This window comes from Gottfriedia acidiceleris, assembly GCF_050457485.1.
Taxonomy (GTDB): domain Bacteria; phylum Bacillota; class Bacilli; order Bacillales; family Bacillaceae_G; genus Gottfriedia; species Gottfriedia acidiceleris_D.
Window position 1 is genome coordinate 18,454 of the sequence record NZ_JBCMJM010000008.1, and the last position, 21,817, is coordinate 40,270.

Consider the following 21,817-nt stretch of genomic DNA (forward strand, 5'->3'; position numbering starts at 1 on the left):
TTTTTCACCTACCTAAACATGACGACAATGTTTCCTGCCGCTATTATTAAAGTCATACTTAAGAAAAACATTAATGAAACAATTGATAAACAAACAAATAAATAAGTTACACTTTTTCCGATCGTATCAATCGTGCTAATGATATTTTTACTTCCAACTGGTTGTAAAATCGCTGCAGAGAATTTATAAATTAAAGCTAAAACTAATATTTTAATAGCTGGGAATACAACGATTGCTAGTAAAGTAACTAAACCTACTATCCCAACTGTATTTTTTAATAATAAAGACGCACTTATAACTGTATCTGTAACGTCTGCAAAAACTTTACCAACAACCGGAACAAAATTACTTGTTACAAATTTTGCTGTTTTTACTGCTACCCCATCCGAAACGGCAGTCGTCAAACCTTGTACACTTAATACCCCTAAAAAAATAGTTAAAAAGATTCCTAGTACACCTACAGCAACATTTCTTATTAAAGAAGCTAGTTTTGTCACCTTCAACTCATCATTTATAATGCTTACAATACTTAAAATTGTAGATACAAGAATTAAAGGTAGTACAAAATACGTCACTAGTAATCCACTTGTATGCATTAAAAAAATTAAGATTGGATGGAAAACGCCAACTGATATGACACCACCTGATGTCGCAATCAAAGCTAGTAAAATAGGTATTAGTGCTCGTAAAAAATCAATCATGACTGTAATTGCATCTTGGGTGGCCTGCGTGGCAACATAGAAACTATTTAATGCAAAAACTACTAATACTAGAAAAACCACATTATCAGCAATCTTACTGACCGTACTCTTCTCAAATGCATTTTGTAATGATTGGAGTAAAGAGCTAAAAATAACTAACATAATTAAGATCCCTAATATTTTTCCATTACTTAATAACTCAAAAAATATATATTTAGCAAATGCAATAAACCACTCTTGCAATGAAAATTTCTTTTCTCCCTTTACAAATTGGATAAAATCCCCTTTTTGACTTTCTGGCAAAAAACCACCATATTGATGAACAACTTCATCCCAATATTGTTGAACGTCATCAATTCCTAACTTTTGTATTTGTTCATTTACTATTTCAGCAGGTGGAGGAGCAGCTTGTACAATTCTTGGTACTAAAAAAAAGAGAGTAAAGAAAAGAAGAAAAACTTTCATCCTTTTTGACATAATGTCCTCCTTCCCTTACATCTAAGAAATTTTTGGTAAAAAACTTAAGATTGTTTCAATTAAAGCTGTTAAAATCGGTACTGCAAGAACCAAAATGAGTACTTTTCCCCCTAATTCAATCTTGGAAGCAATTGCCCCTTGGCCTGCATCTTTCGTAATTTGAACTCCAAATTCAGCTATGTATGCGATCCCAATTATTTTTAATAAAGTTTCAACATACACATTTTTAATACTCGCTTGATTTGCTAGTTTTTGAATTTGATCTAATAAGAATTGCACCTTATCTAATAAAAATAAAAACAAAACACAGCTTATAAAAACAGTTATTGCTAAAGTAAAATTATTCATTTTAAATTGATTTAATAGAAGAATGACAAATGTAGCTGCTAACCCAATGCCAACAATTTGGATGATTTCCAAAAACTCTCACCCCTAATCTAATGAAATAGAAATACATCCCTAACTTTATTAAATAGATCACCAGCTTTAGTGATCACTTGAAGAAATACGATAATGAATGCAGTAATAATTGTCCATGTAGCAAACTCTTCCTGTCCGGCTTTTTTTAAGACCGCATGAATAATTGCAGCAATTACTCCAATCCCAGCTATTTGAAACATCAGAGCATAATTTGTAATCAATTTAAATTCCTCCTACAAGAGTAATATAACGATTAATATTCCACTTAAAACGCCTAGCATTTTAGACATTCGTTCATAACTGCCCTGCGAATCGATTGCTTCTTGCTCTTCCCTTTCCAAATGTTTTAATGCTAAAATGATTTGTTTTTGTTGTGAATATTTATCATGCATACCAATCGTCTCACCAAATTGTAATAACACTTGTATGTCAGACTCTTTAATCGAGACAGTTTTAGCATATTTCATTAATGAATTTTCCCAGGCTTCTTTCGCTGATAATGCACTCGTTTCAAGTTGAATTGCAAAATCCTTTAAGCAACTATTAATCGGTCCTTTCAATTGACTGGAAATTCTTCTAAACGCTTCTTGCAGTGGCAATTGACTATACATTACCTCTGCTTCTAGAGATTGGAGAGCCAACTTCCAGCCCCTTAATTCTTTTGTTCGTTCTGATAATCTACCTGCAAAATAAAATCCAAGCCAGCTTGTCGAAAAAATGATAATAAGTGCCCCAATCCACCTCATCTAAAGCACCGCCTTCGGATGAAATAAACTAGTGAAATCCTTATTTTTAATATCCGTTACAGTACCAGGTGATGGGAAATTTGAAATTTCAATAAATCGTTCAAATGTCCCATTTTGAAACAAAGGCAAAAGAGAAGGGCGTTTTCTTATTTCTTCAAGTGAATAGCCATGGACGGTCACTATTAATTGAACACCGGCAAAAATCGCTTCTAAAATTGCATCTACATCTTCCTTTTTGCCAATCTCATCTACTAGAATGACATGAGGACTCATCGACCTTACAAGCATCATCATTCCTTCAGCCTTTGGACATGCATCTAATACATCGATTCTTTCACCAAATGTATATTGAGGTACCCCTTTAACTGAACCTGCTATCTCAGATCGCTCGTCAACAATGCCAACTTTACCAGGTCTTATTCCCCTTATGGCATCACCTTGACTCACCACTCTAGCAAAATCCCTAAGTAATGTTGTTTTCCCTGCTTGTGGCGGGCCAATCAGCATAGTATTTTTCCATCTTCCTTCATAAACATACTTTACAAATGGACTAGCTATTCCTACTTTTTCTTTTGCAATACGAAAATTATACGAACTAATATCTCGAATCATTTTAACCATTCCGTTTTCGGTTACAACGCGACCAGCTAACCCGACTCGATGCCCACCTTTAATTGTGATATAGCCTTTTTTCAATTCTTCCTCAATCGTATAAATTGAAAATTGACTTAACTTTCCAAGAATCTGCCCGCCTTCTTCTTCTGTTAGGATATAAGGTATAAAATTTGACTGATTATTAGAAATCACTTCAACTGGACGCCCAATCCTTAACCTTAATTCCTCGACTTGATGCAAGTCTCCATATGAACGCTGTAATTTTTCTTTAATTAATGTAGGCAATACGTTGAAAACCTCTTCCATAAAAGGTCACATCCTATCATTTAAAAACTGCCAACAATATTAAAAACACACCACAAACTACTAAAACTAATCGAATAGGGTCCAATTTAGATGCAACCCCTATAATTCCAATAGCCATTGTTGAAATGAGAATAATAGGTCCTACAGTCGCCAAAACACTATTTACTGCTAATGCTTTCTTAATGTCGTTTAAATACAAAATCGTAAAAGCAGCAATCAATTCTACACTTCCACCAAAAACTCTGAGCATTCCCATACTAAGAACTGCTCGATCCATCGAATCAATCCAATCCTTCATAGCTACACACCTTTTTTCATTCTTTTTTATTACTAATATGCTGAACATGTCCATTTCAGAAGACAAACATTAATTCGAAGGCACAAAAAAAGAGAGAAGTCGTATAACTTCTCTCTTTAGACTTGCTTATGAACGATTGATGTGTATATGACAAACAACTTACTCACGACAGGCTATAGTGAAAATCAATATTACTATAACCTCATTGTTTAAGATTCTCAAACAAATTAAAATATAATATAAACAAAAAAGATTATTACCATAATAACTTGCAATACCGCTTTTGCTAATGAGCTACTAATAAAAGAGACAACTGTCGCCCATGCAGATTTTATTGACTCTTTCGTATTCTTCCCTTGTAATTTCTCAGCAATAAAAACAGAAATGAATGGGACAATAATTAAGCCAAAGGGAGGAAAAACAAACGATCCAACGATTACAGCCAAACAACCTACTCTTTCACCAGTTTTTGTACTGCCGTATTTTTTTAGAAAATATTTATTAGCTAGAATATCCGCTAGAAAAATAACAGCTGTAAAAATCAGCATAATAATCCAAAACGACATATTTAAATTGGTTTTATTAATACCAAAGTAATAAATTAAAAAGCCTACCCATAATACTGGTACACCTGGAATTATTGGTTTGATTAGCGCAATAAACGCCAATGCAAAACAAATGATAATCAATGTCCAAAGAACAATTGATGTAACCATTTAATCACCCTTACTTATTTAAATTTGTTAATAAAAAGGAGACACTCTTTAAATAAGTGCCTCCATTTTTACATTAAATTAAGATTTTGCACGTGAAACATAGCTAGCTTCAGTTGTGTTAATAATTAATACTTCGCCTTCATTAATGAAGATTGGTACTTGTACTACTAAACCAGTTTCCATTGTAGCTGGTTTTGTAACGTTAGAAGCAGTATCACCTTTAATACCTGGCTCAGTTTCAACTACTTTTAGATCAACTGTGTTTGGTAATTCAACACCTAAAATTTCAGTTTCAAAAGTCATGATATAAACTTCCATATTTTCTTTAAGGAATTTTAGTTCACGTTCAATATTTGCTTCTGGTAATTCAATTTGCTCATAAGACTCATTGTCCATGAATACATGTTGGTTACCATTAGCATATAAATATTGCATTTTACGGTTTTGAATATGTGCTTTCGCTACTTTCTCACCAGCACGGAATGTTTTTTCTTGTACAGCACCTGTACGTAGGTTACGAAGTTTTGAACGTACGAATGCAGCACCTTTACCCGGTTTAACGTGTTGGAAATCCATTACTTGCCAAAGTCCACCGTCAGTTTCAATTGTTAAACCTGTACGAAAATCGTTTACTGAAATCATTAAATATCCTCCTAAAAAATGAAAATGGTTCTATAAGTATGTATTGTGTAAAAAAAGAACCATTTCTCTTACCATGAATTTCTTTTACAACTTTATATCATAAAGTAAAATACGCTTTTTGTGTAGTTCTAATTTCTAATCTAATGAAAACTTATAAAATGATAAGATTTTTTGGTGAAGACATTAAGTTTTCGTTACCACCAGTTTTAACGATTAAATCATCTTCTATACGAACTCCACCTAGATTTGGAATATAAATACCTGGTTCACAAGTTACGATCATATTTGGCTCTAATACTGTATCAGAACGGAATGATACGCCAGGTCCCTCATGTACTTCTAGACCAATACCATGGCCAGTTCCATGTCCATAATATTCTCCATAACCTTTTTCCGTAATATAATCACGTGTTAAAGCATCTGCTTCTTTACCTGTAATACCTGCTTTAATCCCATTAACACCACGTAATTGAGCTTCAAGAACGATATCATAAATTTTCTTCAAATCAGAATGAGGCTCACCTACAGAAACTGTTCTAGTCATATCTGATACATAACCTTTATAGTATGCACCAAAATCTAAGGTTACAAAATCACCTGTTTCAATTACTTTTTCTGATGCTACACCGTGAGGAAGAGCAGAACGAGTACCAGAAGCAACGATCGTATCAAATGATGATGAAGTAGCACCTAATTTACGCATAAAAAATTCTAACTCATTTGATACTTCCAATTCAGTAACACCTGGACGGATAAATCCTAAAATATGATCAAAAGCAGATTCTGCAATTTTAGCAGCTTCCTTAATGATTGAAATCTCTGCATCCGTTTTAATTAAGCGTAATTTTTCAATTAATCCACTTACAGGAACTAATTCTGCTTTTACCACTTTACGGTAAGAACCAAATTCTGTAAACGTAACATGATCTTGCTCAAATCCAAGTTTTGCTACCCCAAATTTCTCTGTTAAAGCTGCAACTTCAGCTGGAATTGAACCTTCATGTTTCACAATCTCATAACCTTCACATTGGCTAGTAGCTTGTTCAATATAACGGAAATCAGTAATGAATAAAGCTTTGTCCTGAGTAATTAATGCAACACCAGCAGAACCTGTGAAGTTCGTCATGTAACGTCTGTTGTATGTACTAGTAACTAATAATGCGTCTAATCCTTTTTCTACTAAAGCTTCACGTAACTTTTTAATTTTTTCCATTGTTTTTCTCTCCCCCACTAATCTTTTTTAACGCACTTAAACCTAAATCATATCCATACACACCTAAACCAACGATTTGCCCTACAGATACTGCAGCTAAAACTGAAGTATGTCGGAACTCTTCTCTTTTATGTATATTTGAAATGTGTACTTCAATAGTTGGTACGGTAATACTTGCAATTGCATCACGAATTGCATAACTGTAATGAGTAAATGCGCCAGGATTAAACAGAATCCCATCATAGACATCATTTGCCGCATGCAGTTGATCGATTAATTCACCTTCATGATTCGATTGAAAGCAATCAATCGTATCCCCATCTTCATGTGCAAGCGATGTTAAATGATCCTCAATATCCTTTAATGTAGTTGAACCATAGATAGAAACTTCTCTCTGACCGAGCATATTTAAATTAGGTCCATTCAATAATAAAAACTTAGCCATTTTAAAAGTCTCCACCCATCATTTCGGCATATTTATCCCAAATACACATATCTTGGAATACCCAAGGTTTATTTTATCATAGGCCAGACTATTTTGAATAGCCACGCAAATATGCCTTTTGCTCTTGAAAAGCAAAAGAAACAGAATATGCAATAAAAGTTCCGTATAAAATGAATAAACAGATTGTAGTAACTGTCGTATCAGATGAGTAATCCTTAATTGATTTTAAATCGAATGCTATTTTACCAAGAAGAATAAAAACAATAACCCACAGGAGTAATCCAAAAAATATACCTGGCAGAACTCCATTAAATTTTCTTCCAATAAAATAAAATATAAATGCAATAATGATTGAAATAATACCTATACCAACTATAGAAATTAAGTTTTCAACATAACCATTTGCCCATTTTCCAAGTTTGATTCTTTCTAAAACAAAATTTGGACCAATTTGAGTAAAGTCAAAATAACTAAGAACTAACAAAACAGTAGACCAAAATATGCCACCAAAAAAACCAATACTTACAATCTTATTAAAGTTCTTATTTCCTTTCGAATCACGATCGCCACCTTGGACTAGGTATTCATTTTGACTTTCACTCTGATTTTGATTTTCATCTTGGTTTTGATTATTTTCTTGACCCTGCATTTCCTTTTCTTGTTCTTGATCCTGACCTTGCTTTTTTTCTTGTTCTTTATCTTTTTCCTGCATTTAACATTTCCCTTTCCATACATTGCTAAATATCTCTGAGTATTATGTCCAACAAAGAAATTTTTAATGTGATTCTGATTTTTTATTAGAAAATTAAAAATATTTCGATTATTATTTAGATTTTCTTACTTCTTACTTGCACCATTATTATGCTTACATTTACAATAGATAGTAATAGAAAAAAACAAGTTTAGGTTGGTGCAGCATGAGAGAGAAAAATAAAGCAGTTTATGGGGGTCAAGCAATCGTAGAGGGCGTAATGTTTGGTGGCAAAACACATACAGTCTCTGCAATCCGCAGGACAAATGAAGAAATTCAATATTATGAAGAACCGATACATATAAATCGGACAATGCAAAAATTAAAGAAAATTCCTTTTGTCCGTGGTGTAGTCGCGATTATACAAGCAAGTATAAATGGATCCAAGCATTTAAATTACTCAACCGAAAGATACGGTATTGATCCAAAAGATGATGAGAAAATTGCAATTGAGCGTGAAAAACAAAAAGGAACGCTTGCAACTTATCTCGGACTTTCATTACTAGCCGTTTTATCATTTTTAGTTGGAAAAGTTATTTTTACACTTGTACCTGTACTACTAGCAGCAACATTGAAACCAATATTTGAAACCGATTTTCAACAAGTCGTAATAGAAAGTATCTTAAAACTAGGTTTTTTATTAATTTATATTTACTTAGTTTCATTGACTCCATTTATAAAAAGAGTGTTTATGTATCACGGTGCCGAGCATAAAGTGATTAATGCATATGAAAACAATATTCCTTTAACGATTGAAGGAGTCCAATCACAATCACGACTTCATTATCGTTGTGGAAGTAGCTTTATCCTCTTTACTGTAATAGTTGGTATGTTCATATACTTCTTAGTTCCAACAAGCCCACTATGGCTAAGAATTGTTGATCGACTTTTATTAATTCCAGTCGTTATAGGTGTTTCGTTCGAAGTTCTTCAAATAACAAATAAAGTTCGAAATATTCCTATATTAAGATGGGTAGGTTACCCTGGATTATGGCTTCAATTATTAACAACTAAGGAGCCATCCGATGATCAAGTTGAAGTCTCAATCGCTTCATTTAACCGACTTTTAGAAGTGGAAAAAAATAACAAGATTTAATTGACAGAATTTTATAAAAAATATCAACTTATTGGATAAAATGTAATAAACTATAAGAAACAATATTTTTCTAATACATTATTTACTCTTCACCATAGGAGGTGCTTAAAGTGAATCAAAAAGTGTACTCATCAATATTTTATGGAATAATAGCATTAGCACTTTTTGGCTTAATTGCTCAGTTGATAAACGATCCAGCAAAATTATTACAACGATTTTTGTTTATTGGATTAATCCTTTTAATTATTTATTTTATTTATAGAGTTTTTTCATCTTCAAACAGTCAAAGAAGCCATCAAGACTCCTATCGTAAGGCTGCAAAACAAACTATAAAAAAATATAACACTCAAAAATCTAGCTCGTTTAAAAAATCGATTAACAAATCAAAGCCCACTTCAAGAAAAAGTACCTCCACGCCTTTGTTAAAAAAACGATCAAAGGATGCAAGTCACTTAACTGTGATTGAAGGTGAAAAGGGCAAAAAGAAAGACCGTGCTTCCTACTAAGCACGGTCTTTTTAATTATTTGAATTCGATTGGGCTTCATTCGACTTCTGAATATCTTTTAATGCTTCGATTCGATTTTTATCTTCTTCAAAGAACTGAACTAATTCTCCAATTCGATCAATCGCTTCCCAACTCATATGATGTTCCATTCCTTCAACATCTTGATAAATTAAGTTTTCATCCACACCAATAATTCTTAAGAATTGCTCAAGCAATACGTGGCGATAGACAAGTCTTTTTCCCATCTTTTTACCTTTTTGTGTTAGGATTAATCCTCTATATTTTTCATAAATTAAGTAATCGTCTTTATCTAGTTTTTGCACCATTTTGGTTACTGACGATGGGTGTACAGATAATGCTTCAGCAATATCAGATACACGAGCATACCCTTTATCTTCAATTAAAAGGTAAATTTGTTCAATATAATCTTCCATACTAGGTGTGGGCATGTTCTTCCTCCAATACACTCATTCAAACTTTATTCCGTTACAATAAGCATCAATAAAATGATACAACACATAAACCAAAAGTGCAATTAACATGAACACATTTAAATGATAATAGAACTTCATACTGTATAAGAGTATGATGAAAACAATAAGAGTGTACCTATAAAATAGATACACTTCATTATGTAAAATATTGAATTTCTCCATTAGGAAAATACTTTTTTATATAACCCGAAATGGTATCTTCAATTGAAGCAGCCTCTTCCTTTTGATAAACATATTTTCCAATTCCATATTTGCCCCATTTATATTTCCTTTTCTCTTCATCCATTTCAAGTTTAGTATTAGGATATCTCTCTAAAATCACTTTTTTGGCAGGCTTAGTAAAACGATGCTGTATAAGCTCAAATGTCATCTTCTCATTTGCCAATTCACCTAATGCATCCCTTAATCGAATAAAAAGCTCCTCATAGCCCTCTTCCCAATCTTCATGCATATAAATAGGTGCAACAATAAAACCAAATGGATATCCTGCATATGCAACTTTTTTCGCAGCTTCTATTCTCTCATCAAAAGAACCAGTTCCAGGTTCGAAGTTTTTGATAACATACCTAGAATTTATACTGAATCTAAATGTAGTTTTTCCATTATGTTTTGCATCAAGTAAATGATCTACATGAGGAAATTTCGTTACAAATCGTAAACGACCGTATTCTGTTTCACCAATAAATTCAATCGTTTTCTTAAGAGAGTGTGTTAAATAATCTATGCCAACTATATCAGACGTACACGCAGCCTCAAACCGTGTAATCTCAGGCTCGCGTTCCTTTATATATTTCTGGGCTTGCTCAAAAATATCCTCTAAATTTACATATACCCGAATATAAGGCTTGGAACCAAGCGTTGTTTGTAAGTAGCAATAATGACAATGCCCCATACAGCCTGTAGCAAGAGGAATTGCATATTCCGCTGAAGGTTTAGATGTTTCAAACTTTAACGTCTTACGCAACCCAACTACTAAAGTTGACTTAGCAATCCGGTATTTTTCCACATCATTTTCACCAGGTAAATTTCGAATTTGATTATGGGATGTTGTTTCTCTTATTTCTAAACCCATCTGCTCAAATTTCTCCTTTAATTCCTTTCCTAACGGATACTCTAAAGCTTGGGGCTCGAAATAAACAAGCTTTGGTATAAAAGGCTTCATATAATATACTCCTTCTCCACTTTTTTGTTTAGTATTAACCCCGATAATAATTAAAACAGTGGAAAAGGTAGGAAGTTCTCTTGTGATGCTCCTTTATTTTTTCTTGATGCCCAAAATTGAATGGATTGAGGGTATTTCACTACATTTTGGGGGTTCCATTAAAGTTTTACGTTAAATTTACACTTAAACTATTTGCGATTTTTGAATTTTAATTGCACATTGACCTTTTTTATTTGCACTTCTAATTTATTCGCACCTCTCCCCCCTCAATCAATGCAAAAAAAAGAAAGCCAAAAAGGCTTTCAATAAAAAACTATATATTACTTACGTAAATTCCATTCCTCAGTACCATATTTAGTAGCAGCTAAATCCTGTACTTCCTTCTCTTGAGCCTCAGTTAGTTCATAAGGCACCAACTCGATATCTAAGCCGATTTCGAAGCCTTTTTCAAATGCTTCATACAGGTCAGCCATTGTTTTAGGAGAAGTACTTTCTGCATTAATCCAAGTTGCACGATCTAAGAATCGTTTTTTCATTCTTTCTCTTACTGCATCAGAAGAGAAAATATATAAGTCATATAACATATCAACATCAATATTTAAAGGAATTGAACCGTGCTGAAGAATTGATCCCTTTTGTCTCGTTTGAGCACTTCCAGCAATTTTTTTATCATTTACAACAACTTCATACCATGATGGAGCATCAAAGCAAACGGCACTTGCTGGATTTTTTAATTGATTTTTTTCTTCAGCAGTTTTTGGTACAGAAAAAGAAGCATCTAAACCAAGTAGCTTGTACCCTTCTAAAATTCCCATTGAAATCACTCGATATGCTTCTGTAACTGATACAGGCATATTTGGGTAGCTTTCTGGGACAATTACACTATAAGTTAGTTCATCGTGATGAAGTACGCTTCTTCCACCAGTTTGGCGTCTTACGAAATCACCATTGTATTTTTTTAATGCTTCTAAACTTATTTCTTGATTTTTTTGGAAATATCCGATTGTTACAGTAGGGTTTTCCCATTCATAGAAACGCAGTGTTGGAAGAAACCCTTCTTCACTTTGCCACTTGATTAAGCATTCATCAAGAGCCATATTATAGCTACCTGATTTTACTCCGCTATTAATAAAATTCCACTTTGTCTTTGTCATGTTGAAAATCTCCTCATTTTTCGATAAATTTTTACTTTTTTAATGAAAGTTTCTTGCACAATCCTACTAGAGAATTATAATAAGATAAGTAGGTAATTGAAAGGTGTTGAAAAATTTGAGTCAGTTTTTACCAATAATTTTTGTCGTACTAGGTATCATTGTATACTCAACAGTTATGTATTTCTACCAAAAACGTTTAATTAAAACGTTAACTGAGGAAGAATTTCGTGCTGGCTACCGTAAAGCTCAGCTAATTGACTTACGTGATCAAGAAGATTTTAAGAACGGCCATATATTAGGTGCTCGTAATATTCCGTTCGCACAATTAAAAACGCGTTCAAAAGAAATTCGTAAAGATCAGGCAGTATATTTATATGATCAAATGGGCGTTCGTCCTGGACAAGCTGCACGTATTTTACGTAAACAAGGTGTAACAGAACTTTACCAACTTAAAGGCGGCTACAAACTTTGGTCTGGTAAAATAAAAAAAGGTTTATAATCCATATTTAAATTAAATGAAAAAACTACTTCATTTTTGTGAAGTAGTTTTTTGCTTTTTATTCTTTATGAGTTTTTGGTTTAGCGTATTTCTCACCTTTTGTATCTACCTTTATGGACTCGATAATTACTGGAGTAACAGGTTTTTCCATTGAATCCACTTCAACTGCGTCAATTTTCTTAACAATATCGATTCCTTCTGTCACTTTACCAAATGAAGCATATTGCCCATCAAGGTCAGGTGTATCGTTTGCCATTATGAAAAATTGACTTCCAGCACTATTTGGGTCACCAGTTCGTGCCATAGATAGTACACCTGTTGTATGTTTTAAGTTATTTTTAAAGCCGTTTGATGTAAATTCTCCATCAATTGCATATCCTGGACCCCCGCCACCAGTTCCATCAGGGTCGCCACCTTGAATTACGAAGTCTCTAACAACTCGATGGAATGTTAATCCATTATAAAATCCTTTGTTTGCTAGTGTTATAAAATTGTCTACTGTGTTTGGTGCAATATTAGGATATAATTCAGCTTTAATGACACCATAATCCTTTACCTTTATTGTTGCTATTGGTAATTTATCATGTTTTTTACCGTTTGCAGATTTTTCATTATTGTTACCACATGCTGCCAATAAGCTGATTGTTAATACAAGACAGCTTATTAAAATTGCCCTAATCGATCTTTTTAACATTTTTCCTTCTCCCCCTCTTTCATTTTTTAGTTTACCAAATTTGACCATGTATTTACTATAGTTTCGAAAAATTGGGAATTTTTACACAGAGCCAGTTCGTTCACATAAGTATTAAAAAACTGCTATTCAAATATAAAATGAATAACAGTTTCTTTTAATTCATTTATCCAACTCGTTTAGATGGTTCCTCGATTTTATTTTTTGCAAATGGAAACCACCAATTCCATTTTCCAAATAACTGCATTAAGCTAGGAACTAAAACTAAGCGAACGATTGTAGCATCCAAGAAAATGGCTATAGCAATCCCGATTCCCATCTGTTTAACAGGTACCATATCCGTAAAAGCAAACGCTCCTGTAATAACAATCATAATAGATGCCGCTGATGTAATAATACGGCTCGTCGATACTAAGCCTTCTCTTGTTGAATAAGTATTATCTCCCGATTCATAGTATAGCTCTTGCATTCTAGACATTAAAAATACTTCATAGTCCATACTTAAACCGAATACTAATCCAAAGACAAACACTGGCAAAATCAACATAATATCAGATTGAGGCAAGCCAAAATTACCACCTTGGAATAACCAAGTGATGATTCCAAACGTTGCACTTAAAGATAATACATTCATTAAGATCGCTTTGATTGGAATGATAATCGACCTAAATGCAATCATTAATATGATAAAAGTACTAACCATAATCACAAGTAAACCGTATACAATATTATCTGTAATCTCATCAAATAATTCTTGTTCGAATTTCACTTGTCCACCGACAGTATAATCAAGTCCCTCAATTTTCCCATTGTATTTATCTTCAAAATCTCTTACCCATTGTTTCCCTTTTTCTGATTTAGGATCAGAATTCAAGAATACTTGAATATAAGTTTTATTCTTTTTAATATAGGCATCAATGGCAGGTTGAATTTTTGATGCGTTTGGAGATTTTAAAGCAGGTAATAATTGCTGTGCATTTAAATTAACAGCATTTAACACACTTTTAACTTCATAAACATTTTTGTCATCTTCAAGCTTTTTCTGTATCTTATCTAATGCGTTTACATTATTTTGTTTTAAAAAATCAGTATTGGATTCTAGTACAAGTGAGATCGTGCCATGTGTTTGAGCTTCCGGAAGAAAAGCTTTTTGATATTTTTCATAATTAATTCTCGACGTTGCATCCTTTGGTAATGCATCAATTGTAGGTATATTTAGGTGCACATCCCTAATTGGAATGACGAAAAGACCTAAAATGATTAATGATGTTAGTGCCATGATGATTGGTCTTTTCATAACGAAATTTGCAAATTTTCTCCAAACTGCTTGTTGTTGGTCTTGGCTTCGATTCGCAATTGATTTTAACGTACCTTTATTAATATTTTTACCAAGAGCTGAAAGTACTGCTGGTAATAGAGTTAAAGATAAAAATAAACTAACTAAGACAACAACTGCACCACTTATTGAGACACTTCTAAATAGATCAATATTTATGAAGTACAGAGCTGATAATCCAATAAATACACAAATACCAGAAAAAATAATCGCTCTACCTGCAGTTGCAAACGTTATACTAATCGCTTCTTTTACTGATGAATGATTCTGTAATTCACTCTTATAACGGCTTACGAATAATAAGGCAAAATCGATTGATAACGCTAATCCAATCATCGGTGCTACATTTAAAACAAAGATTGATAAATCAACATGCTTACCTATAAAGAATAAAATTCCAAATGTACTTAAAATACTAATAATACCGATTATAATTGGAATCGCAGATGCAACTAAACTTCCAAATGCAAAAAATAGAACGATAAATGCAATCGGTACACCAATCATTTCTGCTTTCTTTAAGTCTTCTTGACTAGTTTTATTCATTACATCACTAATGATTGTAAATCCAGTTGTTCCTACCTTTACAGTATCATTTGAAAAAGACTCTACTTTTTTTGCAAATTTATTGTTTAGATCAACAAGCTTATCGTGATTCTTCTCATTGTATAAAAAAGATAAGTAGGCAATATTATCTTTTTTCATCCCCGGATTCAGTAAAGGGTGATGAAATTGTTTTATATTCTTTTCCTTTTGAACTTCCTTCACAATCCGTTCAATATCAGATTGGAATTCGGCGTTAGAGGCACCCTTTTTCCGCTCAAGTATAATAATGAGTGAATCTGGCGATTGTTCAAATTCTTTTTCTAGCACATTCTTAGCTTTTTCATACTCTCCAGGTGTCCTAAAACCATCTCCATCTAAAATGCCAGGTAAATGCTTCGAATAAATACCTAGAATGATTGAAAATATAGCTAAAATTGCAATCACAATATAACGGAATTGATAAATCGATCGACCCACCTTTTTCCAAGCACTATTTTCACTTACTGTACTTTTCATTCTTCCACTCCTTATTTACATATCCTACCAATATCTTATCAAACTGATGTAAATTCGCCTATCGATTTATATTTTGAGTCAGAAAATAGAGAAAGAAAGCTCTCCGAGTGCAAGTCTTAAGGCGAAGACACATGGGGAAGTTGCCATCCCGTCGCAATGACTTCCTCAATGACATTCGATCTTTTCTCAATGTGTAAAAAAACGCCCATAATATAAATCAATTGATTTATATTAGAGCGTTAAAATTTTGAAACTATGATTGCAATGATGATTCCAATTAATGCTCCAACAACAACTTCATATGAAGTATGACCTACTAGTTCATTTAATGCTTTATAATTTTTTATTCTTCCATGAAAAAAATCATTTAATAACTTTGCATGTTTACTAACTGCTAATCTTACACCTGAAGCATCATACATAATAATCGTAGCAAAAATTGCTGAGATTGCGAAAGTAACATTTCCAAAACCTTCTGTTAATCCAACACTTAATGCTAATCCAGTAACTGTTGAGGAATGTGAACTTGGCATACCACCAGAAGCAAAAAACTTAGATATATCAAATTCTTTTTCTTTAAATAAATGGATAATGACCTTTAAAAACTGCGCAATAAACCACGCTATAACAGCTGAAATTAATGGTTCGTTATGAAGTATCGTCAAAAGGATCCTCCTTTAAGTATAACTAATTGTTATTCCATTATTATCTATCTTAAATAATTGTATATTCATTAATAGCTTATAAGAACAAAATAATTTTTGTTAAATATTAAAATGTAAAACAGATTTTTACTTTTGTACCAATATTATTAGTACAATGAATTATTTATCATACTGTTTTTACATATAATTTTTATTTAATATTTGACATATATTGGAGAGCTCCAATCACATAATACAAAATTAAGAAATATATAAATTTTTAATAAATTATCATTTTTGAAATTGACAATCCATATAATTCTGATAGACTTAGTTGTAATTAAATTCTAGGAGGAAGCTCATGAGCCAAACCAACGACTTAAAACCCATCATCGAGGTCGTGGAATCGTTACTTAATGGTTTAAGATTTGGAACAATCACATTAGTCGTTCAAGATGGGAGAATTATTCAAGTAGAAAAGCAAGAAAAAATACGATTAAAGTAAATATGTTCCTGCTGACTAGAAAAACTAGAGGCAGCTCAAGTCTACGTATGAAAAATGTAGATTTGAGCTGCCTTTTCTTTTTAGGATAACTTGGCTTCTTTAGTCAATTGGAGGAAAAGAAAATGAGATTTGAAAATTGGAACGAGAAAAGTATTCCTGACTTTTCGATTGATAATGAAACAAAAGGTGCACTTGAAGTACTAAAGTGGGCTTACAAAACCTATGGTGATGGCCTAATTTATGCTTGTAGCTTTGGAGTTGAGGGAATCTTATTAATTGATTTAATTTCAAAAGTAAAACCTGATGCAAAGGTTGTTTTCTTAGAGACCGGCCTACATTTCAAGGAAACTTATGAATTAATAGACCGCGTGCAAGCTAAATATCCAAGCTTACAAATAGAAAAGAAAACACCAAGTCTAACTTTAGAAGAACAAGCTAGTATTCATGGAGATGAGTTATGGAAGCGTGAACCAAATAAGTGCTGTAATATTCGCAAAATCTTACCACTTCAAGAAGCTCTAAATGGTGCTCCAGCATGGGTGTCAGGCTTAAGAAGGGAACAATCTCCTTCAAGACAAAAAACAGAATTTCTTAATCTAGATAATAAGTTCAGCTCAATTAAAGTTTGTCCCTTAATCCATTGGACTTGGAAGGAAGTTTGGCGATATGTATATTACAAAAATCTCCCATACAATCCTTTACACGATATAGGGTACCCAAGTATTGGTTGTGAGGTATGTACATTACCTGCTTCAAATTCTTCGGATAGTCGCTCTGGTCGTTGGTCTGGTTCACAAAAAACTGAATGTGGATTACATGATTAGTTGTCTTTATTAGATGCTAAAAAATAAAAGTTTATTCTTACTAACTATTAAAATAGGAAAATTTAAGGAGTGTTTAGAAATGAGCTTACCCCCACATGGCGGAGTCTTAATTAATCGATTTAATCCAGAAGTTACTATTAAAGAAGGTTTGAAGGAAATTCCTTTAGATTTAGTTGCGTTAAGTGATCTAGAGTTAATTGGAAATGGAGCTTATAGCCCCCTTACTGGTTTTTTAGGAAAAGATGATTATGAGCAAGTCGTAAGCACTATGAGATTAAAAGACGGGACTGTATGGAGTATTCCAATTAGCCTTCCTGTTAGTGGACAAATAGCTAGCAATCTAAAACTTGGAGAACTAGTTAAGCTAACTTGGGAAAATAATGTGTATAGCTTGTTAAAGATTGATGATATTTATACACCTAACAAATTACTTGAGGCACAGTTTGTTTATGGTACTACTGACACAAACCACCCTGGAGTAGCAAAAATGTATTCCCGTGGTGATGTTTATTTGGGTGGTGAAGTAACTGTTATTAGACAAATTAATCGTACTCAATTCACTGAACATTATTTAAGCCCAAAAGAAACGAGAGAAAAATTTGCATCATTAAATTGGAAGAAAATAGTTGGGTTTCAAACTCGTAATCCAGTTCATCGTGCCCATGAATATATTCAGAAAACCGCACTTGAGATTGTAGATGGTTTGTTCTTAAACCCATTAGTTGGAGAGACAAAATCGGACGATATTCCTGCAGAAGTCCGAATGAAAAGCTATAAAGTATTACTCCAAAACTATTATCCTACAGATCGTGTATTTTTAGCCGTATTCCCTGCCGCAATGCGATATGCGGGACCAAGAGAAGCTGTGTTCCATTCAATTGTTAGAAAAAATTACGGCTGCACACATTTTATTGTAGGGCGTGATCATGCTGGCGTTGGCAATTACTACGGAACTTATGATGCACAAAAAATCTTTCAAAAATTTTCACAAGAAGAATTAGGAATCTCTCTCCTATTCTTTGAAAATAGTTTCTATTGCTCAAAGTGCGAGAATATGGCATCTACAAAAACATGCCCGCATGGTAGTGAGCATCACGTAACATTATCAGGTACAAAGGTTCGTGAAATGCTAAAAAAAGGTGAAGTTCCTCCTTCTGCTTTTAGTAGAAAAGAAGTTGTTGAAGTACTAATTGAAGGTTTAAAAGAACCTGAATCAATTTCTGTAGAATAGGAGAAAAGTTAAATGTCTAAAAATATCGTTTGGCATCAGGCTAGTATTTCAAAAGAAGACCGTCGACAAAAAAACAATCACCATAGCTGTATTTTATGGTTTACTGGTTTATCTGCTTCAGGTAAATCGACAATTGCTAACGAGATTGCAAAAGCTTTATACCATCATAATGTTCAACAATACGTATTAGATGGTGATAATATTCGTCACGGCTTAAACAAAGATCTAGGATTCACTGATTTTGACAGAACTGAAAACATAAGACGAATTGGTGAAGTAGCAAAGCTCTTTGTTGATAACGGGCAAATTGTCTTAACGGCTTTCATTTCCCCATTTATTGCTGATCGAAATATCGTTCGGTCATTAGTCGAACAAGACGAGTTTATTGAAGTTTACGTAGAATGCTCCGTTGAAACTTGTGAGAGTAGAGATCCGAAAGGACTTTATAAAAAAGCAAAAAATGGTGAAATTCAAAACTTTACAGGTATCAGCTCTCCGTATGAGGCACCAATAAATCCAGAAATTACATTAAATACTGATAAGCAATCTGTACAAGAATGTGTTGAAACAATACTTCAATTTTTAAAAAGTAAAAATTATATTAGGTAAGGTGATGTTCGATGGCATTTGAAAAAATTTGGAAAGACAATCTAAAGCTAAATGAAACTGAAAAAAAGAAACTCGTTAAAGATGGACTTAAAATTTATGATGACATTCCCTACTATGCTGAAAATGGGTTTGAATCAATTCCAAAAGATCAATGGGATTTATTCAAGTGGGCTGGATGCTATTTACAAAAACCAAAAGAAGCCGGATATTTTATGATGCGGGTTAATGTTCCGTCTGGCATATTAACAAATGAACAGCTTATAACATTAGCAGAAATTGCTCGTGATTATGGCCGAGATGTGTATGATATTACAACCCGTCAAGCGATCCAATTTCATTGGTTAACAATTGATCAAATACCAGATATTTTCACTCGTTTAGAAAAAGTTGGTCTATCTAGTGCTGGTGCATGTGGTGATATTACTCGTAATATCGTTGGAAATCCACTTGCAGGGATCGATCCAAATGAATTATTTGATACTACACCTATCGTAAAGGAAATTTATGAATTCTTTCAGTTTAATGAAGAGTTCTCTAATCTACCTAGAAAATATAAAATGTCGATCAGTACAAATAAAAATAATGCATCAAATGCTGAAATTAACTGCATTTCATTTATTCCAGCTATTAAAGAAATTGAAGGCAAAGAAACTTCTGGTTTCCATTTAAAAGTTGGTGGCGGGCTATCTTCTGCTCCACACTTAGCTCAAGAACTAGATGTATTCTTGTTGCCACATCAAGTGAAAGAAGTTTCAATCGCCGTTACTACAATCTTTAGAGATTATGGCTACCGTGAGAAACGTCATCACTCTCGTTTAAAATTTTTAGTCGCTGATTGGGGCGTTGAAAAGTTTAAAGAAGTTTTAGAAGGATATACAGGTAAGCTATTAACAAAAGGATCTGGCTTTGAAGAGTCATGGAATGCAGGATATTTTTATGGAGTTCATCCACAAAAGCAAGAAGGATTAAATTATGTTGGATTAAGTATACCTGTTGGAAGATTGCATTCTAAGGAAGTTTTTGAGTTAGCTAGAATTGTTAAAAAATACGGTAATGGTGAAATACGTAATTGTAATTCACAAAATTTAATTTTGCCAAATATTCCAACTGAAAATATTGATGAATTATTGAAAGAACCAATACTTGAAAAATTCACTCCAATACCGCCAAAATTTATTGGTTACTCTGTTGCTTGTACCGGAAATGAATACTGCAATTTAGCTTTAGTCGAAACAAAGGCTCGTATGAAGGAAACAGCTTCTTATTTAGATGAAAAAATTACTTTAGATGTACCTGTAAGAATTCATATGGTTGGTTGCCCTAACTCTTGTGGTCAAAGAGCAATCGCTGATATAGGACTTCAAGGAATTAAGGCTCGTAATGAGAAAAAAGAATTAGTAGAGGCTTTTGAAATCTATGTAGGTGGTACATTAGCCAACGGTGGTAAATTAAATGAAAAATTAAAAGGGAAGGTTGAATCCCCTGCCCTTCACCTAGTATTAGAAAAATTCTTACAGCACTTTAGCGAAAATAAACTACCTTCAGAAACCTTTTTAGATTATGTATCAAGAGTTGGAATTGATGAATTACAAACCTATTTAACTTCCATTCTTGAAACTGTCAATGCATCTTAAAGAAAGTCGGTGACATATGTTTTTATATCGATTTGAAGCATCAATCGAAAGTCGTATCGTTCCTATTGTTATATTAGCAAGTGATGATGAAAAAGCATTTAAACTAGTTGATACAGAACTTGAGAAGTTTTATGTTAAGAAGCCGGACGTTAAAGAACTACTGATGTATGAAAAAAAGAAAGTTAGCCAAAGTGGTGGATTTGTTTTAGATCTAGAAGTTTTAAGTAAACGATAATGATGAGGTGTGTGGAATGATTGGAAAAGTTTATTTAGTTGGTGCTGGACCAGGGGATGTTGATCTAATTACAGTAAAAGGACTAAAGTGCATTCAAAATGCAGATGTCATTATATATGACCGACTAGTTAATAAAGAACTATTAGAGTATGCAAAAGAATCCGTCGAGTTAATATACGCTGGTAAACTCCCAAACTACCATGCATTAAAACAAGAAACAATAAATGCTTTCTTAGTAAAGTATGCAAAAAAAGGAAAAAACGTAGTTCGATTAAAAGGTGGAGATCCTTTCATTTTTGGTCGTGGTGGTGAAGAAGCAACTTATCTTGTAGAACGTGGTGTCTCTTTTGAAATCGTTCCTGGTATTACATCAGGTATAGCAGCTCCAGCATATGCTGGTATCCCTGTCACCCATCGTGATTATAGTAGTTCCTTTGCTTTTGTAACAGGTCATTGCAAAGAAGAAGATACGGTTAAATGGGCCTCTTTAGCAAAAGGCATTGACACACTTGCAATTTATATGGGAGTTAATAACTTACCATATATTCGTCATCAACTAATTTCAAATGGAAAACATCAAGACACACCCGTTGCCCTGATCCACTATGGTACTACTGATCAACAGCGAACTGTCATTAGTACATTAAAAAATGTAATAACAGACGTTGAAAAAGAAAAAATAACCAATCCTAGTATGATTATCGTAGGAGAAGTAGTTAAATTACACCATCAATTACAATGGTTTGAGACTAACTATAACGCGATCACTGAACATAAAAACATTAATTATTCAAGTCTATAAATT

Annotated in this window: 27 protein-coding genes; 10 read left to right on the top strand and 17 right to left on the bottom strand. The window is 33.1% G+C overall.

Annotated features, from left to right (window positions below):
* Positions 1 to 8: 8 nt before the first annotated feature.
* From spoIIIAE to ABEY15_RS08710, 11 genes are all read right to left on the bottom strand, one after another.
* Positions 9 to 1,178 (bottom strand): stage III sporulation protein AE, encoded by a 1,170-nt coding sequence (gene spoIIIAE / locus ABEY15_RS08660; RefSeq protein WP_429889680.1) that lies wholly within the window; start codon positions 1,176 to 1,178, stop codon positions 9 to 11.
* 21 nt (positions 1,179 to 1,199) lie between these two features.
* The gene (spoIIIAD, locus tag ABEY15_RS08665; protein ID WP_069034314.1) at positions 1,200 to 1,589 is read right to left on the bottom strand and encodes a stage III sporulation protein AD; all 390 of its coding nucleotides are present in this window, start codon (positions 1,587 to 1,589) and stop codon (positions 1,200 to 1,202) included.
* Positions 1,590 to 1,615: 26 nt separating this feature from the next.
* On the bottom strand, positions 1,616 to 1,819 hold the full coding sequence (gene spoIIIAC, locus ABEY15_RS08670) for a stage III sporulation protein AC (RefSeq protein ID WP_088072847.1): 204 nt from the start codon (positions 1,817 to 1,819) through the stop codon (positions 1,616 to 1,618).
* Between the two features lie 12 nt (positions 1,820 to 1,831).
* The gene (gene spoIIIAB, locus ABEY15_RS08675) at positions 1,832 to 2,344 is read right to left on the bottom strand and encodes a stage III sporulation protein SpoIIIAB (protein WP_025672205.1); all 513 of its coding nucleotides are present in this window, start codon (positions 2,342 to 2,344) and stop codon (positions 1,832 to 1,834) included.
* Positions 2,345 to 3,265 carry a stage III sporulation protein AA gene (gene spoIIIAA / locus ABEY15_RS08680; protein WP_429889681.1) on the bottom strand — a complete coding sequence of 307 codons (921 nt, stop codon included), beginning with the start codon at positions 3,263 to 3,265 and terminating at the stop codon, positions 2,345 to 2,347.
* A 16-nt stretch (positions 3,266 to 3,281) separates the two neighbouring features.
* The gene (locus ABEY15_RS08685; RefSeq protein ID WP_025672203.1) at positions 3,282 to 3,563 is read right to left on the bottom strand and encodes a YqhV family protein; all 282 of its coding nucleotides are present in this window, start codon (positions 3,561 to 3,563) and stop codon (positions 3,282 to 3,284) included.
* Positions 3,564 to 3,790: 227 nt separating this feature from the next.
* Positions 3,791 to 4,279, bottom strand: coding sequence for a DUF456 domain-containing protein (locus tag ABEY15_RS08690; RefSeq protein WP_429889682.1), 489 nt, complete (start codon positions 4,277 to 4,279; stop codon positions 3,791 to 3,793).
* Positions 4,280 to 4,357: 78 nt separating this feature from the next.
* Entirely contained in the window at positions 4,358 to 4,921 is a 564-nt protein-coding gene (efp, locus tag ABEY15_RS08695; RefSeq protein ID WP_429889683.1) for an elongation factor P, read from the bottom strand.
* A gap of 151 nt (positions 4,922 to 5,072) precedes the next feature.
* Entirely contained in the window at positions 5,073 to 6,134 is a 1,062-nt protein-coding gene (locus ABEY15_RS08700; protein ID WP_387327261.1) for a M24 family metallopeptidase, read from the bottom strand.
* Positions 6,121 to 6,579, bottom strand: a complete 459-nt coding sequence (gene aroQ, locus ABEY15_RS08705) for a type II 3-dehydroquinate dehydratase (protein WP_429889684.1) — start codon at positions 6,577 to 6,579, stop codon at positions 6,121 to 6,123. The genes ABEY15_RS08700 and aroQ overlap by 14 nt, the downstream gene beginning before the upstream one ends.
* Before the next feature lie 88 nt (positions 6,580 to 6,667).
* Positions 6,668 to 7,291, bottom strand: coding sequence for a YqhR family membrane protein (locus tag ABEY15_RS08710; protein WP_429889685.1), 624 nt, complete (start codon positions 7,289 to 7,291; stop codon positions 6,668 to 6,670).
* A gap of 205 nt (positions 7,292 to 7,496) precedes the next feature.
* Between ABEY15_RS08710 and ABEY15_RS08715 the strand changes: the two genes are divergently transcribed.
* On the top strand, positions 7,497 to 8,426 hold the full coding sequence (locus ABEY15_RS08715) for a DUF1385 domain-containing protein (protein WP_429889686.1): 930 nt from the start codon (positions 7,497 to 7,499) through the stop codon (positions 8,424 to 8,426).
* A gap of 110 nt (positions 8,427 to 8,536) precedes the next feature.
* Entirely contained in the window at positions 8,537 to 8,932 is a 396-nt protein-coding gene (locus ABEY15_RS08720) for an SA1362 family protein (RefSeq protein ID WP_429889687.1), read from the top strand.
* Positions 8,933 to 8,943: 11 nt separating this feature from the next.
* On the opposite strand, the gene mntR is transcribed toward ABEY15_RS08720, so the two are convergent.
* The 3 genes from mntR to ABEY15_RS08735 all read right to left on the bottom strand — a co-directional run bounded on the left by mntR (position 8,944) and on the right by ABEY15_RS08735 (position 11,742).
* Positions 8,944 to 9,381 carry a transcriptional regulator MntR gene (gene mntR, locus ABEY15_RS08725; protein ID WP_069034089.1) on the bottom strand — a complete coding sequence of 146 codons (438 nt, stop codon included), beginning with the start codon at positions 9,379 to 9,381 and terminating at the stop codon, positions 8,944 to 8,946.
* Positions 9,382 to 9,562: 181 nt separating this feature from the next.
* Complete coding sequence (gene splB, locus ABEY15_RS08730; protein WP_429889688.1) at positions 9,563 to 10,588, bottom strand: spore photoproduct lyase; 1,026 nt, start codon at positions 10,586 to 10,588, stop codon at positions 9,563 to 9,565.
* Between the two features lie 320 nt (positions 10,589 to 10,908).
* A complete protein-coding gene (locus ABEY15_RS08735) occupies positions 10,909 to 11,742 on the bottom strand; it encodes a lipoate--protein ligase family protein (protein ID WP_429889689.1) in 834 nt (277 codons plus the stop codon).
* Between the two features lie 175 nt (positions 11,743 to 11,917).
* Here ABEY15_RS08735 and ABEY15_RS08740 point away from each other — a divergent pair, with 175 nt between their 5' ends.
* A complete protein-coding gene (locus ABEY15_RS08740; RefSeq protein ID WP_084006937.1) occupies positions 11,918 to 12,241 on the top strand; it encodes a rhodanese-like domain-containing protein in 324 nt (107 codons plus the stop codon).
* A gap of 58 nt (positions 12,242 to 12,299) precedes the next feature.
* On the opposite strand, the gene ABEY15_RS08745 is transcribed toward ABEY15_RS08740, so the two are convergent.
* From ABEY15_RS08745 to ABEY15_RS08755, 3 genes are all read right to left on the bottom strand, one after another.
* On the bottom strand, positions 12,300 to 12,935 hold the full coding sequence (locus tag ABEY15_RS08745; RefSeq protein ID WP_429889690.1) for a peptidylprolyl isomerase: 636 nt from the start codon (positions 12,933 to 12,935) through the stop codon (positions 12,300 to 12,302).
* 163 nt (positions 12,936 to 13,098) lie between these two features.
* On the bottom strand, positions 13,099 to 15,330 hold the full coding sequence (locus ABEY15_RS08750) for an MMPL family transporter (RefSeq protein WP_429889691.1): 2,232 nt from the start codon (positions 15,328 to 15,330) through the stop codon (positions 13,099 to 13,101).
* Positions 15,331 to 15,569: 239 nt separating this feature from the next.
* On the bottom strand, positions 15,570 to 15,995 hold the full coding sequence (locus ABEY15_RS08755) for a divergent PAP2 family protein (RefSeq protein WP_069034094.1): 426 nt from the start codon (positions 15,993 to 15,995) through the stop codon (positions 15,570 to 15,572).
* Between the two features lie 340 nt (positions 15,996 to 16,335).
* Between ABEY15_RS08755 and ABEY15_RS08760 the strand changes: the two genes are divergently transcribed.
* From ABEY15_RS08760 to cobA, 7 genes are all read left to right on the top strand, one after another.
* Positions 16,336 to 16,479, top strand: coding sequence for a YezD family protein (locus ABEY15_RS08760; protein WP_056475111.1), 144 nt, complete (start codon positions 16,336 to 16,338; stop codon positions 16,477 to 16,479).
* A gap of 122 nt (positions 16,480 to 16,601) precedes the next feature.
* Positions 16,602 to 17,303, top strand: a complete 702-nt coding sequence (locus ABEY15_RS08765) for a phosphoadenylyl-sulfate reductase (RefSeq protein WP_429889692.1) — start codon at positions 16,602 to 16,604, stop codon at positions 17,301 to 17,303.
* Between the two features lie 79 nt (positions 17,304 to 17,382).
* Complete coding sequence (sat, locus tag ABEY15_RS08770; RefSeq protein WP_429889693.1) at positions 17,383 to 18,534, top strand: sulfate adenylyltransferase; 1,152 nt, start codon at positions 17,383 to 17,385, stop codon at positions 18,532 to 18,534.
* 12 nt (positions 18,535 to 18,546) lie between these two features.
* Positions 18,547 to 19,143, top strand: coding sequence for an adenylyl-sulfate kinase (gene cysC / locus ABEY15_RS08775; protein ID WP_429889694.1), 597 nt, complete (start codon positions 18,547 to 18,549; stop codon positions 19,141 to 19,143).
* 11 nt (positions 19,144 to 19,154) lie between these two features.
* Positions 19,155 to 20,777, top strand: a complete 1,623-nt coding sequence (locus ABEY15_RS08780) for a nitrite/sulfite reductase (protein ID WP_429889695.1) — start codon at positions 19,155 to 19,157, stop codon at positions 20,775 to 20,777.
* Positions 20,778 to 20,793: 16 nt separating this feature from the next.
* A complete protein-coding gene (locus tag ABEY15_RS08785) occupies positions 20,794 to 21,012 on the top strand; it encodes a DUF3906 family protein (RefSeq protein ID WP_098428819.1) in 219 nt (72 codons plus the stop codon).
* Between the two features lie 16 nt (positions 21,013 to 21,028).
* Positions 21,029 to 21,814: a uroporphyrinogen-III C-methyltransferase gene (cobA, locus tag ABEY15_RS08790; protein ID WP_429889696.1), complete on the top strand. Its 786-nt coding sequence runs from the start codon at positions 21,029 to 21,031 to the stop codon at positions 21,812 to 21,814.
* The last annotated feature ends 3 nt before the right edge of the window (positions 21,815 to 21,817 follow it).

Bases quoted from the DNA above. Each gene is read 5' to 3' on its own strand.
- spoIIIAE (WP_429889680.1), bottom strand. From the start codon at position 1,178: ATGTCAAAAAGGATGAAAGTTTTTCTTCTTTTCTTTACTCTCTTTTTT.
- spoIIIAB (WP_025672205.1), bottom strand. From the start codon at position 2,344: ATGAGGTGGATTGGGGCACTTATTATCATTTTTTCGACAAGCTGGCTT.
- spoIIIAA (WP_429889681.1), bottom strand. From the start codon at position 3,265: ATGGAAGAGGTTTTCAACGTATTGCCTACATTAATTAAAGAAAAATTA.
- ABEY15_RS08685 (WP_025672203.1), bottom strand. From the start codon at position 3,563: ATGAAGGATTGGATTGATTCGATGGATCGAGCAGTTCTTAGTATGGGA.
- ABEY15_RS08690 (WP_429889682.1), bottom strand. From the start codon at position 4,279: ATGGTTACATCAATTGTTCTTTGGACATTGATTATCATTTGTTTTGCA.
- efp (WP_429889683.1), bottom strand. From the start codon at position 4,921: ATGATTTCAGTAAACGATTTTCGTACAGGTTTAACAATTGAAACTGAC.
- ABEY15_RS08700 (WP_387327261.1), bottom strand. From the start codon at position 6,134: ATGGAAAAAATTAAAAAGTTACGTGAAGCTTTAGTAGAAAAAGGATTA.
- aroQ (WP_429889684.1), bottom strand. From the start codon at position 6,579: ATGGCTAAGTTTTTATTATTGAATGGACCTAATTTAAATATGCTCGGT.
- ABEY15_RS08710 (WP_429889685.1), bottom strand. From the start codon at position 7,291: ATGCAGGAAAAAGATAAAGAACAAGAAAAAAAGCAAGGTCAGGATCAA.
- ABEY15_RS08715 (WP_429889686.1), top strand. From the start codon at position 7,497: ATGAGAGAGAAAAATAAAGCAGTTTATGGGGGTCAAGCAATCGTAGAG.
- mntR (WP_069034089.1), bottom strand. From the start codon at position 9,381: ATGCCCACACCTAGTATGGAAGATTATATTGAACAAATTTACCTTTTA.
- splB (WP_429889688.1), bottom strand. From the start codon at position 10,588: ATGAAGCCTTTTATACCAAAGCTTGTTTATTTCGAGCCCCAAGCTTTA.
- ABEY15_RS08735 (WP_429889689.1), bottom strand. From the start codon at position 11,742: ATGACAAAGACAAAGTGGAATTTTATTAATAGCGGAGTAAAATCAGGT.
- ABEY15_RS08740 (WP_084006937.1), top strand. From the start codon at position 11,918: ATGTATTTCTACCAAAAACGTTTAATTAAAACGTTAACTGAGGAAGAA.
- ABEY15_RS08745 (WP_429889690.1), bottom strand. From the start codon at position 12,935: ATGTTAAAAAGATCGATTAGGGCAATTTTAATAAGCTGTCTTGTATTA.
- ABEY15_RS08750 (WP_429889691.1), bottom strand. From the start codon at position 15,330: ATGAAAAGTACAGTAAGTGAAAATAGTGCTTGGAAAAAGGTGGGTCGA.
- ABEY15_RS08760 (WP_056475111.1), top strand. From the start codon at position 16,336: ATGAGCCAAACCAACGACTTAAAACCCATCATCGAGGTCGTGGAATCG.
- ABEY15_RS08765 (WP_429889692.1), top strand. From the start codon at position 16,602: ATGAGATTTGAAAATTGGAACGAGAAAAGTATTCCTGACTTTTCGATT.
- sat (WP_429889693.1), top strand. From the start codon at position 17,383: ATGAGCTTACCCCCACATGGCGGAGTCTTAATTAATCGATTTAATCCA.
- cysC (WP_429889694.1), top strand. From the start codon at position 18,547: ATGTCTAAAAATATCGTTTGGCATCAGGCTAGTATTTCAAAAGAAGAC.
- ABEY15_RS08780 (WP_429889695.1), top strand. From the start codon at position 19,155: ATGGCATTTGAAAAAATTTGGAAAGACAATCTAAAGCTAAATGAAACT.
- ABEY15_RS08785 (WP_098428819.1), top strand. From the start codon at position 20,794: ATGTTTTTATATCGATTTGAAGCATCAATCGAAAGTCGTATCGTTCCT.
- cobA (WP_429889696.1), top strand. From the start codon at position 21,029: ATGATTGGAAAAGTTTATTTAGTTGGTGCTGGACCAGGGGATGTTGAT.